Source organism: Paracoccus sp. NIOT.M2S5SZ12 (assembly GCF_057748165.1).
This window is the reverse complement of sequence record NZ_JBYLFR010000018.1, coordinates 53267-66181: the sequence shown is the minus strand read 5'-3', so window position 1 is coordinate 66181 and position 12915 is coordinate 53267. Positions and strand designations below refer to the sequence as shown.

The window sequence follows — 12915 nt, the reverse complement described above, 5'->3', positions numbered from 1 at the left end:
ACGCCCTCGGCACAGCCGAGGTCGCCCGCGTCGCCTGAACCTAAAGGGGAAAGGGGAAGTCACGCCTCAAGCCGCCTTTCTGCAACAACGCCTGACAGAACCCATCCTCACCGTGAGTATATGCCCATGGCACGGGCAAATGCTCAAGTGCTCAGGGAGGATGACCATGACGACGACATTCCGCGCCCTTCTGGGCGCCACTGCGCTGTGCGCGGTCGGCAGTCTTGCCGGCGCACAGGACCCCGTGACGCTGACCATCGCGACCGTGAACAACGGCGACATGATCCGCATGCAGCAGATGACCGCGCCCTTCACCGAGGCGAACCCGAACATCCAGCTGGAATGGGTCACGCTGGAGGAGAACATCCTGCGCGAGCGCGTCACCACCGACATCGCCACCAGCGGCGGGCAGTACGACGTGCTGACCATCGGCACCTACGAGGTTCCGATCTGGGCCGCCCAAGGCTGGCTGACGCCGCTGAGCGACCTTCCCGAGGGCTATGACGTGGACGATCTGGTGCCCGCCGTGCGCGCCGCGCTGTCGGTGGACGACACGCTCTATGCCGCGCCCTTCTATGCGGAATCGGCGATGGTGATGTACCGCACCGACCTGGCCGAGGCGGCGGGCGTGACCATTCCCGCCAATCCGACCTGGACCGACATCCGCGCCGCCGCCGAGGCGATGACCGACAAGGACGCCGAGGTCTATGGCATCTGCCTGCGCGGCAAGCCGGGCTGGGGCGAGAACATCGCCTTCCTGACCGCCATGGCCAACAGCTATGGCGCGCGCTGGTTCGACATGGAATGGGCGCCCCAGTTCGACAGCCCCGAATGGCAGGCGACGCTGACCGACTATCTGACGCTGATGAACGAATACGGTCCTCCGGGCGCGTCGTCGAACGGCTTCAACGAGAACCTGTCGCTGTTCCAGCAGGGCAAGTGCGGCATGTGGATCGACGCCACGGTGGCGGCCAGCTTCGTGACCGACCCTGAGGATTCGACCGTGGCCGACAGCGTGGGCTTCGCCCAGTTCCCCAACAAGGAAGGCGTCGACAACCACGGCAACTGGCTCTGGGCCTGGTCGCTGGCCATCCCCGCCTCCAGCCAGAAGCAGGAGGCCGCCAAAACCTTCGTGGCCTGGGCCACCAGCAAGGACTACACCGAGATGGTGGCCGAGGCCGAGGGCTGGCGCGCGGCCCCTCCGGGCACGCGGACCTCGCTCTATGAGAACCCCGCCTATCAGGAGGCCGCGCCCTTCGCCGCGATGACTCTGGAGGCGATCAACGCCGCCGACACGCAGAAATCCTCGGTGCAGGACATCCCCTATACGGGCGGTCAGTTCGTGGCGATCCCCGAGTTCCAGGGCATCGGCACGGCGGTCGGACAGACCTTCTCGGCGGCCTTGGCCGGTCAGATGTCGGCCGAGGACGCGCTGGCCGCGGCCCAGTCCGCCACCGCGCGTGAGATGGCCCGCGCCGGCTATCCGAAGTAAGCGCCCCCGCGCCGCCCTGCATCGGGGCGGCGCATCCATCCCCCGCAAAGGACGCAAGCCATGGCCACCCGCCAGACCGCCGGTCTCGCGCGCCTGATGCGCGCACCCGCCATCATCCTGCTGCTCATCTGGATGATCGTCCCGTTGGGGATGACGCTCTACTACTCGTTCTTGAACTACAACCTGCTGAACCCGACCGCCGTCAGCTGGGCGGGCTGGTTCAACTATCAGTACTTCTATTCGGACCCCGCCTTCTTCGACGCGATCTGGAACACGCTGGCGCTGGTGCTGGGCGTCCTGGCCATCACCGTCACCCTGGGCATCGCCATCGCGCTGCTGATCGACAAGCCGATCTGGGGCCAGGGGATCGTGCGCATCCTGATCATCTCTCCGTTCTTCGTGATGCCGCCGGTGGCCGCGCTGATCTGGAAGAACATGATCATGCACCCGTCCTATGGCGTCTTTGCCGACATCGCGCGCTGGATCGGGGTGCAGCCGGTGGACTGGTTCGCGCAATATCCGCTGACCTCGATCATTATCATCGTGGCTTGGCAATGGCTGCCCTTCGCCACGCTGATCCTGCTGACCGCGCTGCAATCGCTGGACGGAGAGCAGATGGAGGCGGCCGAGATGGACGGCGCAGGCCCCATCAGCCGCTTCATCCACCTGACCCTGCCGCATCTGGCCCGCGCGATCACCGTGGTGGTGCTGATCCAGACCATCTTCCTGCTGGGCATCTATGCCGAGATCCTGGTGACCACCAATGGCGGTCCGGGCAACGCCTCCACCAACCTGACCTATCTGATTTATCGCGCCGCGCGGCTGAACTTCGACATCGGAGGGGCGGCGGCGGGCGGCATCATCGCGGTCATCCTGGCCAATATCGTCGCAATCTTTCTGATGCGCGCCGTCGGCAAGAACCTGGATTGAGGAGCATCCCATGGCCCGCGTCGTCAGCACCCGAACCAAGACCCTCTATTCCCTGGCCGCCTGGATCGTGGCCTTGGTGATCTTCTTCCCGATCCTTTACACGATCATCACCAGCCTGAAGTCCGAGACCGAGGCCATCGCGGGCTTCGACCTGATCCCCTCCTTCACGCTGGAGAGCTTCCGCGCGGTCCAGACCCAGAACGACTACTGGCGGCCCTTCACCAATTCGGTGATCCTGGCGGTGGGCTCGACGCTGCTGGCGCTGATCGTGGCGATCCCGGCGGCTTGGGCCATGGCCTTCTCGCCCACTAGGCGGACCAAGGACATCCTGATGTGGATGCTCTCTACCAAGATGATGCCCGCGGTCGCGGTGCTGGTGCCGATCTACCTGATCTTTCTGCGCACCGGACTGATGGACACGCGGATCGGCCTGACGGTCATGCTGATGCTGATCAACCTGCCGATCGTGGTCTGGATGCTCTACACCTATTTCCGCGAGATCCCCGGAGAGATCCTGGAGGCCGCGCGCATGGACGGTGCCGGGCTCAAGGACGAGATCCTCTATGTCCTGACGCCCATGGCGGTGCCGGGCATCGCCTTGACCATGCTCTTGAACGTCATCCTGGCCTGGAACGAGGCGTTCTGGACCATCCAGCTGACCACCACCAATGCGGCGCCGCTCTCGGCCTTCATCGCCAGCTTCTCCAGCCCGCAGGGGCTGTTCTGGGCCAAGCTGTCGGCGGCATCCGTCATGGCCATCGCGCCGATCCTGATCATGGGCTGGTTCAGCCAGAAGCAACTTGTCCGCGGCCTGACCTTCGGCGCGGTGAAATAAGGGGACCATCATGGGACGCATCACCCTTGAGAAAGTGACCAAGCGGTTCGGAGAGGTCGAGGTCATCCCGCCCCTGGACCTGGACATCGAGGACGGCGAGTTCGTGGTCTTCGTCGGTCCCTCGGGCTGCGGGAAATCGACGCTGCTGCGCCTGATCGCGGGGCTGGAGGACACGTCCGGCGGGCGCATCCTGATCGACGGCAAGGAGGCCACCGACACGCCCCCCGCGAAACGGGGCCTGGCGATGGTGTTCCAGTCCTATGCGCTCTATCCGCACATGTCGGTCCGCAAGAACATCGCCTTTCCGATGCGCATGGCGGGCGTCCCGCAGGACGAACAGGACCGCCGCATCGCGGCCGCCGCCAAGGCGCTGAACCTGACGGACTATTTGGACCGCAAGCCCGGCCAGCTGTCGGGCGGCCAGCGCCAGCGCGTGGCCATCGGGCGGGCCATCGTGCGCGAACCGGCCGCGTTCCTCTTCGACGAGCCGCTGTCGAACCTGGACGCGGCGCTGCGCGTCGGCATGCGCCTGGAGATCAGCGAGCTGCACAACCGCCTGAAGACCACGATGATCTATGTCACCCATGACCAGGTCGAGGCGATGACCATGGCCGACAAGATCGTCGTCCTGCGCGCCGGCAATATCGAACAGGTCGGCAGCCCCATGGAGCTCTATCGCGCACCGCGCAACCTGTTCGTCGCGGGCTTCATCGGCAGCCCCAAAATGAACCTGATCGACGGCCCCGAGGCCGCCCGCCACGGCGCCCAGACCATCGGCATCCGCCCCGAGCATATCGGCGTGTCACCCACGGCGGGCACCTGGCAGGGCCGCGTGGGCGTCTCCGAGCATCTGGGCTCCGACACGTTCTTCTATGTCGAGGGGACGGGCCTGGCCGAGACGGTCACCGTGCGGGCGGGCGGCGACATCGACCTGCATCACGGCGACACGGTCTGGCTGACGCCCGACCCCGCGCAGATCCACCGTTTCGACGCGTCGGGGGCGCGGATCGCATGAGACTGCAAGGCAAGACCGCCCTGATCACCGGGGCCGCGCGCGGCATCGGCCTGGAATTCGCCCGCGCCTATCTGCGCGAGGGCGCCCGCGTGGCCCTCTGCGACATCAACCTCGATGCGGCGCAGCAGGCCGCCGCCACCCTGGGCGAGGGCGCCATCGCCGTGGCGCTGGACGTGACCGATCAGGCCAGCATCGACGCCTGCGTGCCCGAAGTGGAGCGGCAGTTCGGCGGCATCGACATCCTGATCAACAACGCGGCCCTGTTCACCGCCGCCCCCATCGTCGAGATCACCCGCGCCGATCACGACCGCATCATGGCGGTCAACGTGTCGGGCACGCTGTTCATGATGCAGGCCGTCGCGCGGTCGATGATCGCGCGCGGCCGGGGCGGGCGGATCATCAACATGGCCTCCCAGGCCGGGCGTCGCGGAGAGGCGCTGGTCGCGGTCTATTGCGCCAGCAAGGCCGCGATCATCAGCCTGACCCAATCGGCGGGGCTGAACCTGATCGCCCATGGCATCAATGTGAACGCCATCGCGCCCGGCGTGGTCGATGGCGAGCATTGGGACGGGGTGGATGCGTTCTTTGCGAAATACGAAGGCAAGGCCCCCGGCCAGAAGAAGGCCGAGGTCGGCGCCGCCGTCCCCTATGGCCGCATGGGCACCGCCGCCGACCTGACCGGCATGGCGGTGTTCCTGGCCTCCCGCGATGCCGATTACATCGTGGCGCAGACCTACAATGTCGATGGCGGCAACTGGATGAGCTGACCGCCACCCTCCCCTCCTCCTCCGGCCCCCCGCGCGCGACCCGCGCCGCGGCACAGGGGCGCTTTGACGAAAGGTCCGATCATGGCCATCCAACTGACCCAATCCGCGCTGGCCGGGCTGCCCGACACGGTGGCGCGCCCCGCCTATGACCGCGCGCGGCTGTCGCCCGGCATCCTGCATGTGGGCGTCGGCAACTTTCACCGCGCGCATATGGCCTGGTATCTGGACCGGCTGTTCGCCCAAGGCCGCGACCAGACCTGGGCGCTGATCGGCGCGGGGGTGCGTCCAGGCGATGCCGCGATGCGCGAGCGCCTGGCGGCCCAGGACTGGCTGACCACGCTGGTCGAGCTGGACCCTGATGGCCTCTCCGCGCAGGTGCTGGGCTCGATGATCGATTTCGTGGCCGTGGACCCGGCCGCCACCATCGCCGCGATGGCCGATCCGGCGATCCGCATCGTCTCGCTGACCATCACCGAGGGCGGCTATTACGTCGATGCCAAGACCGACGGCTTCGACGCATCCCATCCCGACATGGTGCATGACGCGGGCGCGCCGGATGCGCCGCGCAGCGTCTTCGGCATGATCCTGGCCGCGCTGCGGGCGCGGCGCGCGGCGGGCCATGCGCCCTTCACGGTCCTGTCCTGCGACAACCTGCCGGAAAACGGCCATGTCTGCGCGCGCACCCTGACGGGGCTGGCCCGCGCCCAGGACCCCGCGCTGGCCGATTGGGTGCAGGCCAGCGTGGCCTTCCCCAACAGCATGGTCGACTGCATCACCCCCGCCACCGGCGAGCGCGAGCGCGCCCTGGTCCGCGACCGCTTCGGCATCGAGGACGCGGCCCCCGTCGTCTGCGAGCCCTTCCGCCAATGGGTGCTGGAGGACAACTTCCCCCAGGGCCGCCCCGCGCTGGAGGCCGTGGGCGCCGAGTTCGTCGCCGATGTCAGCCGCCACGAGCTGATGAAGCTGCGCATCCTGAACGGCGGGCACGCGGCCATCGCCTATGCCTCGGCGCTCTTGGGACATCATTTCGTGCATGACGCGGTGGCGGACGCGGATATCGCCGCCTGGCTGGGCGCGCTGGAGGCGCGCGAGATCATCCCGACGCTGAAGCCCATTCCGGGCGTCAGCTATGACGACTACCTCGCGCTGATCGTCAGCCGCTTCGCGAACCCCGAGATCGGCGACACCATTCCGCGCCTGTGCCTGGACGGGTCGAACCGCCAGCCCAAGTTCATCCTGCCGACGCTGCGCGACCGTCTGGCCGCGGGCGCCTCCATCGACGGGCTGGCGCTGGAGCTGGCGCTGTGGTGCCGCTATTGCGAGGGCACGACCGAGGCCGGCGCGCCCATCGCCCCCAATGACGATGCCCATGACAGCCTGAAACGGCACGCCTTGGCCGCCCGCGAGGACCCGGCCGCCTTCTTGGCGCAGCATGCGATCTTCGGCGATCTGGGCCGATCAGCCGCCGTGGTGGAGGCCTTCGGGGCGGCGCTGCAGGCGCTGCACCGCGACGGGGTGCGTGCGACCCTGAGCGCCTGGCGGGGCTAGAGCATCTGCCAGATCAGCCGGGCCGCCAGAAGCGTCGAGGTCACGACCAGCAGCGGCTTGATCAGCCGCGCGCCCACGCGCGAGGCCAGCCGCGCGCCCAGCATCGCCCCCGCGATCTGGGCCGCGCCCATCGCCGCGCCCAGAAGCCACAGCGGCTGGCCCACCAGCGCAAAGGCCGCCAGACCGCCCAGGTTCGACGCGAAGTTCAGCAGCTTGGTATGCGCCGTGGCCTTCAGCACGCCGTATCCGGCCAGCGTGACGAAGCCGATCATGTAGAACGCCCCCGCCCCCGGCCCGACCAGCCCGTCGTAAAGCCCGATCAGCGGCACGACCGTCGCGGCAAAGACCGCGGGCGTCAGGCGGCGCGTGCGGTCCAGGTCGTCCAGCCCCGGCTTCAGCGCAAAGAACAGCGCGATGCCGATCAGGATCACCGGCAGGATCAGCCGCAGCCCGTCGGTGGGGATGGCGCTGATCAGCGCCGCGCCCGCAGCCCCCGCCGCCCCCGCGATCAGCGCGGATTTCCACTGGCTGCGCAGATCGACCAGGCCGCGCGCCGCATAGCTGAGTGCCGCGGTGCCCGCGCCGAAGACGCCCTGCACCTTGTTCGTGGCCAGTGCCTGCGCGGGCGACAGCCCCGCCAGCATCAGCACCGGCAGCGTGATCAGCCCGCCGCCCCCCGCGATGGCGTCGATGCAGCCCGCGGCGAAGGCCGCCGCCATCAGCAGCATCACCAGCTCGACGGTCAGCTCGATCATGGCGCGGGCGCGCTGACGAAATCGTCCTGCGCATAGCCCTGAAGATAGAGCAGCGCGGTCAGGTCGCCGTGATTGATGCGGATCTGGGCCTGGGCGGCGACGGCCGGCTTTGCATGCAGCGCGACCCCCGCTCCGGCCAGCTGGATCATGCCCAGGTCGTTCGCCCCGTCGCCCACCGCGATGGCGTTCTGCGGCGTGGTGCCAAGCCGTGCGGCGATCTGGGTCAGGGCGTCGACCTTTGCCTCGCGCCCCAGAATCGGCAGGGCGACATGGCCGGTCAGCCGCCCGTCATGCGCCAGCAGCGTGTTCGCGCGGTGTTCGTCAAAGCCCAGATGCGCCGCCACGGCCTGGGTGAAGGCCGTGAACCCACCCGAGACCAGCGCCGTATAGGCGCCATGCGCCCGCATGGTCGCGACCAGCTGCGCGCCGCCCGGCGCCATGGTGATCCGCTCGGCCAGGACCTGAGCGATGACCGCCTCGGGCAGGTCGCGCAGCAGGGCCACCCGCTCGGTCAGGGCCTGATCGAAATCCAGCTCTCCGTTCATGGCACGGGCGGTGATGGCCGCGACGCGGGGGCCGAAGCCCGCCATGTCGGCCAGCTCGTCGATGCATTCCTGACCGATCATGGTCGAATCCATGTCCGCGATCAGGATGCGCTTGCGCCGCCCGCCCAGGGGCTGGATCGCCAGGTCGATGCCGATGGTCTGCAGGTCGGACCAGACCTGGTCGGCATCGTCGGGCGCGGTGACGATGTCGAACTCGGCCGCGATGCCCGGCGCCAGCCAGCGCGGGTCGTCGCCGCCCCATCGCGCGGCCAGCCCCCCCGGCAGATCGGCGTCCAGATTGGTGGCCGCGGGCGATGCGATCAGCGAGACGGTGAACATGGGCGCGGGTCCTCTTCTCGGATGCCGCCGGGTGTAGGCGCTTTGCGGCGGCTGCGCCAGAGCCGTCACGGCGAAACCCCGCCATGCCCCGCGCGGGCCGCGGAACTTCACCCGCCGGTTGCCGTTTTCCCGGCTGTGACGACCAGGAGGATAGGATGTTCCACAAGATTGCCATCGCCACGCTGATCGCCGGACTGCCCGCAGCGGTCCTGGCCCAGGAGGCGCCCGCCCCGGACGCCGCCGCCGAAGCCCCGGCCGAGGGCGAGTTCACGCTGGCCGACCTGCCCTATGCGGCCGACGCGCTGGCCCCCGTCATCAGCGCCGAGACGATGGAGCTGCATCACGGCAAGCACCATCAGGCCTATGTGGACAACCTGAACAAGGCGATCGCCGCGGGCGATGCCCCGGCGGGCACCGCGCTGGAGGATCTGGTGGCGCAGGCCGGGACCTTCACCCCCGCCATCCGCAACAATGCGGGCGGTCACTGGAACCACACCTTCTTCTGGGAGAGCATGGCCCCCGCCGCCGAGGTCGGAGAGATGTCGCCGGAACTGACCGAGGCCATCACCGAGGCCTTCGGATCGGAGGAGGAGTTCCGCACCGCCTTCCAGCAGGCCGGCGCCGGGCAGTTCGGGTCTGGCTGGGTCTGGCTGATCGTGGATGATCAGGACCAGCTGCAGATCACCTCGACCCCGAACCAGGACAACCCGCTGATGGACGTGGCCGAGACGAAGGGCACGCCGATCCTGGGCAATGACGTGTGGGAGCACGCCTATTACCTGACCTACAACAACCGCCGGCCCGAATATCTGGAAGCCTGGTGGGGCGTGGTGGACTGGGACGTGGTATCCGAACGCTATGCCGCGGCGCTGGCGGAGTGACCGTCAGACCGGCGGCGGCCCATGCCGCCGCCGGTCCTCGTTCGGCTACAGGATGAAGTCGGCCTCGGTCAGCGTCATCAGGCCGGTCAGCCGGATGACCGCATCGGCCCGCCCGTCGGCATCCACGTCCAGCAGGATGCGCGTCTGGTTCAGCCCGGACAGCTGGCGGACCGTCAGCGACGCATCGTCAGGCCCCTCGGCCATCCGGAAGGCCTGATCTCCTGCCAGCGCCCTGTCGGCATCGATCCCGGACAGGTCGATGAGATCCTCGCCCTCACGGAAGTCGACGATGCGATCCATCGCTGCGGCGGTGCTGTCACCCGCGGTGCGGAACACGAACCGGTCCGCATCCGACCCGCCCGTCAGCACATCCGCGCCAAACCCGCCGATCAGCACGTCCGACCCCGCGCCACCCAGCAGACGGTCGGCGCCCAACCCTCCGTCCAGATGATCGGCCCCGTCGCCGCCCTCCAGGGTGTCGTCGGCAGCGCGGCCGAACAGGCGGTCGTCGCCCCGGCCCCCGCGCAGCGCATTGCCCCCCGCTTCGCCGAACAGCCGGTCCGCGCCCGCGCCGCCTTGGACGTTCTCGACCTGCAGGATGGTGTCGCGACCCAGACCCGTGGCCTGTGCACCGGTCTTGGCCAGATCGACGCGCACAGCCCCGCCCCCTGCACGACCAGCCAGTTGATGCCCGCGCCACCGGCAATCCGGTCCGCCCCGGCATCCATCAGCAGCCGGTCCGCGCCCGCGCAGCCGAACAGGCGGTCGCTCCCCGCGCCTCCGCCCAGGGTATCGGCGCCCGCGTTGCCGAACAACGTTTCGTCGCCCGCCATCCCGGAGGCGCGATCCGCATCATCGCTGAGGGTCATCCGGTCATTCCCGGACAGAACGCGGGCGATCAATGCCCCGTCATCGCCACGCGCCAGCGTCTCGGACGCGCGCTGGATCTCGGCCAGCGACACCGCGACCTGCCCCAGCATCCAGGTCACGGTCTCGGCGCTGCTGACCTCGCCGATCAGGTTGACCGTTCCGCCGACGGCACGGCCGCCATCGAACCGGAAGTCGGGCCCGGCAAAGAGCGTCCCGACCATCCCAAATCGGCTTTGGTAGGCGATCACATATGAATCCGGGAGGACAGCATACCCATAGTCGATGAAGCTGTTCTCCCGGAACTGCGAAGCGAGGCGGCTGTAATACAATGCACTCAGATCGAAGCGGCCCTGATCGAACCCCTCGTATGCGTAGAGAAATGCCATTCCTGAAATGCCGCCAACGTCGCCCCCGCCATCTGGGGCCGAAGACACCGTTGCCGCGCGATGCTAGCCGAACGGCGGCGGCAGGAGAACGGGGATTTCGTCAGGTGCCGCAGGGTCGCGGGGCCGTCACAGCCCCGCATCCTCCGGCAGGCCCAGCATGATGTTCAGGTTCTGCACCGCCGCGCCGGACGCGCCCTTGCCCAGGTTGTCCAGCACCGCGACGACCGTGGCGCAGCCCGCATCGTCGCTGCCATGCACGCTGATGCGCAGCAGGTTGGTCCCGTTCAGCGCGGTCGGGTCGATCCGCGCGCCGACCTGGTCGGCCGGCACGACCTGCACGAAGCGCGCCGTCGCATAGTGGTCGGCCAGCGCCTGATGCAGGGCCGCGACGCTGCGGTCGTCGTCCAGATGCAGCGGCAGCTGCACCGCCATGCCCTGCGCGAAATGGCCGACCGACGGCGCGAAGACCGGCTGCAGCAGCAGCCCGCCATGGGTCATGATCTCGGGGATGTGCTTGTGGCGCTGATCCAGCCCATAGACGAAGTGGGCGGGCGCGGTGCCCGCGTCATATTCCGCGATCAGCGCCTTGCCGCCGCCGGTATAGCCGCTGACGGCGTTGATCGACAGGGCCTCGGTCTCGTCGATCAGGCCGGCCGCGACCAGGGGCGCGATCATCGCGATGGCGCCCGTGGAATAGCAGCCCGGATTGCTGACATGGCGCGCGGCGGCGATCAGTTCGCGCATCTCCGGGGCCAGTTCGGGAAAGCCGAAGGCCCAGTCCGGATCGGTCCGATAGGCGGTCGAGGCGTCGATCAACCGCACATCCATGCCCTGCGTCAGCGCCACCGCCTCGCGCGATGCGGCGTCGGGCAGGCACAGGATGGCCACGTCGGCCTGGGCAAAGCATTCGGCCCGCGCCTCCGGCTCCTTGCGGCGGGCGGGGTCCAGCTGCACCAGGCGGATGTCGTCACGACCCAGCAGGCGGTCGCGGATCTGCAATCCGGTCGTTCCGGCTTCGCCATCGATGAAGACGCTGTGGGTCATGGGGCCACCTTTTCTGTGCGGGTCGCGGCCGTGTCTAGCGGATCGCATCCCCCCCGACAACGCGCGATCACAGGCTGCACAGCTCCGATCGGGTCAGGAAGCGCTTCTCGCGGCCGTTGTCCAGGCTGAACATGCCGCCCCGGCCCGGGACCACGTCGATGATCAGGTCGGTATGCTTCCACGCCTCGTACTGGCTGGCCGAGATGTAGAAGGGCGCGCCGCCGATCTCACCCAGCCTGACGTCGCGCTCGCCCACGCGGAAATCGCCCTGCGGATAGCACATGGGGGACGATCCGTCGCAGCAGCCCCCCGACTGGTGGAACAGGACCGGGCCGTGATCGGCCACGATCTCGTCGATCAGCTTCAGCGCCTCGGGGGTCGCGGTCACGGTGCTCATGCCTTCAGCCTCCTCCTCAGGAATCGCAGGACCTGACGCTCCTCCGCGCTGAGGCCCTGCCGTTTCAGATCGTCGTCGATGCGCGCCCGCAGGTCCAGCGTCAGGCTGCCCGACAGATGCGCCTCGATCACCTGCGGATGCACATAGCACTGCCGGCAGATCGTGGGCGTATTGCCAAGCCGCGCGGCGACCTCCTCGATGACCTCGCGGAGCTGGCGTTTCGCGGCCGCCTCGCTGTCGGCCTTCTCGCATTCGGCCAGGGCCAGCGCGGCCAGCACCGTGCCGGTCCAGGTGCGGAAATCCTTGGCCGTCACCTCGCGCCCCGAGACGCGGCGCAGATAGTCGTTGACCTCGCCCGAGGTCACCCGCTGCCGCGTGCCGTCCTCGTCCAGATACTGGAACAGGTGCTGGCCGGGAATGTCCTGCAGCGCGCGCACCACCCGCGCGATGCGCCGGTCGGTCAGGCGCAGGTCCCATTCCTTGTTCGACTTGCCCTTGAACCGGAACCGCAGCTGGCTGCCCGACAGGTCCACATGGCGCGCGCGCAGCGTGGTCAGGCCGTGCGACTTGTTCTCCTTGGCATAGCGGTCGTTGCCGACGCGGATCATGCTGTGCTCCAGCAGATAGACGATGCTGGCCGCGACCTTGTCCAGGGGCAGGCCCCGCCTGCGCATGTCGCGGTCCACCCGGTTGCGGATGCGCGGCAGCGCGCGGGCGAACTCCAGCATGTGCTCGTATTTCGCGCTGTCCCGCAAGGCGCGGAACTCGGGGTGATAGCGGTACTGCTTGCGCCCCTTGGCATCGCGCCCGGTCGCCTGGATATGGCCGCGCGGGTCCGGGCAGATCCACACGTCGTCATAGGCGGGCGGCACCGCCAGCGCGGCCAGGCGCCGGCGTTCGGCGACATCGGTGATGGTGCGCCCCTCCGCGTCGCGATAGCTGAACCCCTTGCCCGCGCGCCGCCGTGTGATGCCCGGCATGTCGTCGGTCACATAGGTCAGGCCCGCGCTGAGCGCGGCGTCCTGGGGGTCGATGACGGTGCTGTCCTTGGCCATGATCGCGGAACGCGCCCCGGGGCCTTGCGGTTGCGGGCGACCCCGTGGGGCCGCCC

13 protein-coding genes and 2 pseudogenes are annotated in these 12915 nt (G+C 68.6%); 7 read left to right on the top strand and 8 right to left on the bottom strand.

What is annotated here, in order from left to right; genetic code table 11:
• Nucleotides 1-166 precede the first annotated feature (166 nt).
• The 6 genes from AC2SGK_RS15025 to AC2SGK_RS15000 all read left to right on the top strand — a co-directional run bounded on the left by AC2SGK_RS15025 (nucleotide 167) and on the right by AC2SGK_RS15000 (nucleotide 6587).
• Nucleotides 167-1492, top strand: coding sequence for an ABC transporter substrate-binding protein (locus AC2SGK_RS15025; RefSeq protein WP_488324312.1), 1326 nt, complete (start codon nucleotides 167-169; stop codon nucleotides 1490-1492).
• 60 nt (nucleotides 1493-1552) lie between these two features.
• A complete protein-coding gene (locus AC2SGK_RS15020; RefSeq protein ID WP_488324311.1) occupies nucleotides 1553-2422 on the top strand; it encodes a carbohydrate ABC transporter permease in 870 nt (289 codons plus the stop codon).
• 10 nt (nucleotides 2423-2432) lie between these two features.
• Nucleotides 2433-3257, top strand: a complete 825-nt coding sequence (locus tag AC2SGK_RS15015; protein ID WP_488324310.1) for a carbohydrate ABC transporter permease — start codon at nucleotides 2433-2435, stop codon at nucleotides 3255-3257.
• Between the two features lie 10 nt (nucleotides 3258-3267).
• Nucleotides 3268-4272, top strand: a complete 1005-nt coding sequence (locus tag AC2SGK_RS15010) for an ABC transporter ATP-binding protein (protein ID WP_488324309.1) — start codon at nucleotides 3268-3270, stop codon at nucleotides 4270-4272.
• On the top strand, nucleotides 4269-5039 hold the full coding sequence (locus tag AC2SGK_RS15005) for an L-iditol 2-dehydrogenase (RefSeq protein ID WP_488324308.1): 771 nt from the start codon (nucleotides 4269-4271) through the stop codon (nucleotides 5037-5039). Before AC2SGK_RS15010 ends, AC2SGK_RS15005 begins: the two co-directional genes overlap by 4 nt.
• Before the next feature lie 81 nt (nucleotides 5040-5120).
• Nucleotides 5121-6587, top strand: coding sequence for a mannitol dehydrogenase family protein (locus tag AC2SGK_RS15000; protein ID WP_488324307.1), 1467 nt, complete (start codon nucleotides 5121-5123; stop codon nucleotides 6585-6587).
• On the opposite strand, the gene AC2SGK_RS14995 is transcribed toward AC2SGK_RS15000, so the two are convergent.
• Both AC2SGK_RS14995 and serB read right to left on the bottom strand, forming a co-directional pair.
• Nucleotides 6584-7342, bottom strand: coding sequence for a TSUP family transporter (locus tag AC2SGK_RS14995; RefSeq protein WP_488324306.1), 759 nt, complete (start codon nucleotides 7340-7342; stop codon nucleotides 6584-6586). The genes AC2SGK_RS15000 and AC2SGK_RS14995 overlap by 4 nt on opposite strands.
• A complete protein-coding gene (serB, locus tag AC2SGK_RS14990; RefSeq protein WP_488324305.1) occupies nucleotides 7339-8226 on the bottom strand; it encodes a phosphoserine phosphatase SerB in 888 nt (295 codons plus the stop codon). Before serB ends, AC2SGK_RS14995 begins: the two co-directional genes overlap by 4 nt.
• A 155-nt stretch (nucleotides 8227-8381) precedes the next feature.
• Here serB and AC2SGK_RS14985 point away from each other — a divergent pair, with 155 nt between their 5' ends.
• Nucleotides 8382-9107, top strand: a complete 726-nt coding sequence (locus AC2SGK_RS14985; RefSeq protein WP_488324304.1) for a superoxide dismutase — start codon at nucleotides 8382-8384, stop codon at nucleotides 9105-9107.
• A 45-nt stretch (nucleotides 9108-9152) separates the two neighbouring features.
• On the opposite strand, the gene AC2SGK_RS14980 is transcribed toward AC2SGK_RS14985, so the two are convergent.
• The 6 genes and pseudogenes from AC2SGK_RS14980 to AC2SGK_RS14955 form a co-directional block, all read right to left on the bottom strand.
• A complete protein-coding gene (locus AC2SGK_RS14980; RefSeq protein ID WP_488324314.1) occupies nucleotides 9153-9542 on the bottom strand; it encodes a M10 family metallopeptidase C-terminal domain-containing protein in 390 nt (129 codons plus the stop codon).
• Between the two features lie 30 nt (nucleotides 9543-9572).
• Nucleotides 9573-9764, bottom strand: a pseudogene (locus AC2SGK_RS14975) (hypothetical protein); the annotation flags it as partial.
• A 32-nt stretch (nucleotides 9765-9796) separates the two neighbouring features.
• A pseudogene (locus AC2SGK_RS14970) lies at nucleotides 9797-10087 on the bottom strand (calcium-binding protein); the annotation flags it as partial.
• Between the two features lie 402 nt (nucleotides 10088-10489).
• The gene (gene argC, locus AC2SGK_RS14965; RefSeq protein ID WP_488324303.1) at nucleotides 10490-11407 is read right to left on the bottom strand and encodes an N-acetyl-gamma-glutamyl-phosphate reductase; all 918 of its coding nucleotides are present in this window, start codon (nucleotides 11405-11407) and stop codon (nucleotides 10490-10492) included.
• Nucleotides 11408-11474: 67 nt separating this feature from the next.
• Nucleotides 11475-11804, bottom strand: a complete 330-nt coding sequence (locus AC2SGK_RS14960) for a DUF779 domain-containing protein (RefSeq protein WP_411837953.1) — start codon at nucleotides 11802-11804, stop codon at nucleotides 11475-11477.
• Nucleotides 11801-12859, bottom strand: a complete 1059-nt coding sequence (locus AC2SGK_RS14955) for a DNA topoisomerase IB (RefSeq protein WP_488324302.1) — start codon at nucleotides 12857-12859, stop codon at nucleotides 11801-11803. Before AC2SGK_RS14955 ends, AC2SGK_RS14960 begins: the two co-directional genes overlap by 4 nt.
• Nucleotides 12860-12915 lie beyond the last annotated feature (56 nt).

Bases quoted from the DNA above. Each gene is read 5' to 3' on its own strand.
- AC2SGK_RS15025 (WP_488324312.1), top strand. From the start codon at position 167: ATGACGACGACATTCCGCGCCCTTCTGGGCGCCACTGCGCTGTGCGCG.
- AC2SGK_RS15020 (WP_488324311.1), top strand. From the start codon at position 1,553: ATGGCCACCCGCCAGACCGCCGGTCTCGCGCGCCTGATGCGCGCACCC.
- AC2SGK_RS15015 (WP_488324310.1), top strand. From the start codon at position 2,433: ATGGCCCGCGTCGTCAGCACCCGAACCAAGACCCTCTATTCCCTGGCC.
- AC2SGK_RS15010 (WP_488324309.1), top strand. From the start codon at position 3,268: ATGGGACGCATCACCCTTGAGAAAGTGACCAAGCGGTTCGGAGAGGTC.
- AC2SGK_RS15005 (WP_488324308.1), top strand. From the start codon at position 4,269: ATGAGACTGCAAGGCAAGACCGCCCTGATCACCGGGGCCGCGCGCGGC.
- AC2SGK_RS15000 (WP_488324307.1), top strand. From the start codon at position 5,121: ATGGCCATCCAACTGACCCAATCCGCGCTGGCCGGGCTGCCCGACACG.
- AC2SGK_RS14995 (WP_488324306.1), bottom strand. From the start codon at position 7,342: ATGATCGAGCTGACCGTCGAGCTGGTGATGCTGCTGATGGCGGCGGCC.
- serB (WP_488324305.1), bottom strand. From the start codon at position 8,226: ATGTTCACCGTCTCGCTGATCGCATCGCCCGCGGCCACCAATCTGGAC.
- AC2SGK_RS14985 (WP_488324304.1), top strand. From the start codon at position 8,382: ATGTTCCACAAGATTGCCATCGCCACGCTGATCGCCGGACTGCCCGCA.
- argC (WP_488324303.1), bottom strand. From the start codon at position 11,407: ATGACCCACAGCGTCTTCATCGATGGCGAAGCCGGAACGACCGGATTG.
- AC2SGK_RS14960 (WP_411837953.1), bottom strand. From the start codon at position 11,804: ATGAGCACCGTGACCGCGACCCCCGAGGCGCTGAAGCTGATCGACGAG.
- AC2SGK_RS14955 (WP_488324302.1), bottom strand. From the start codon at position 12,859: ATGGCCAAGGACAGCACCGTCATCGACCCCCAGGACGCCGCGCTCAGC.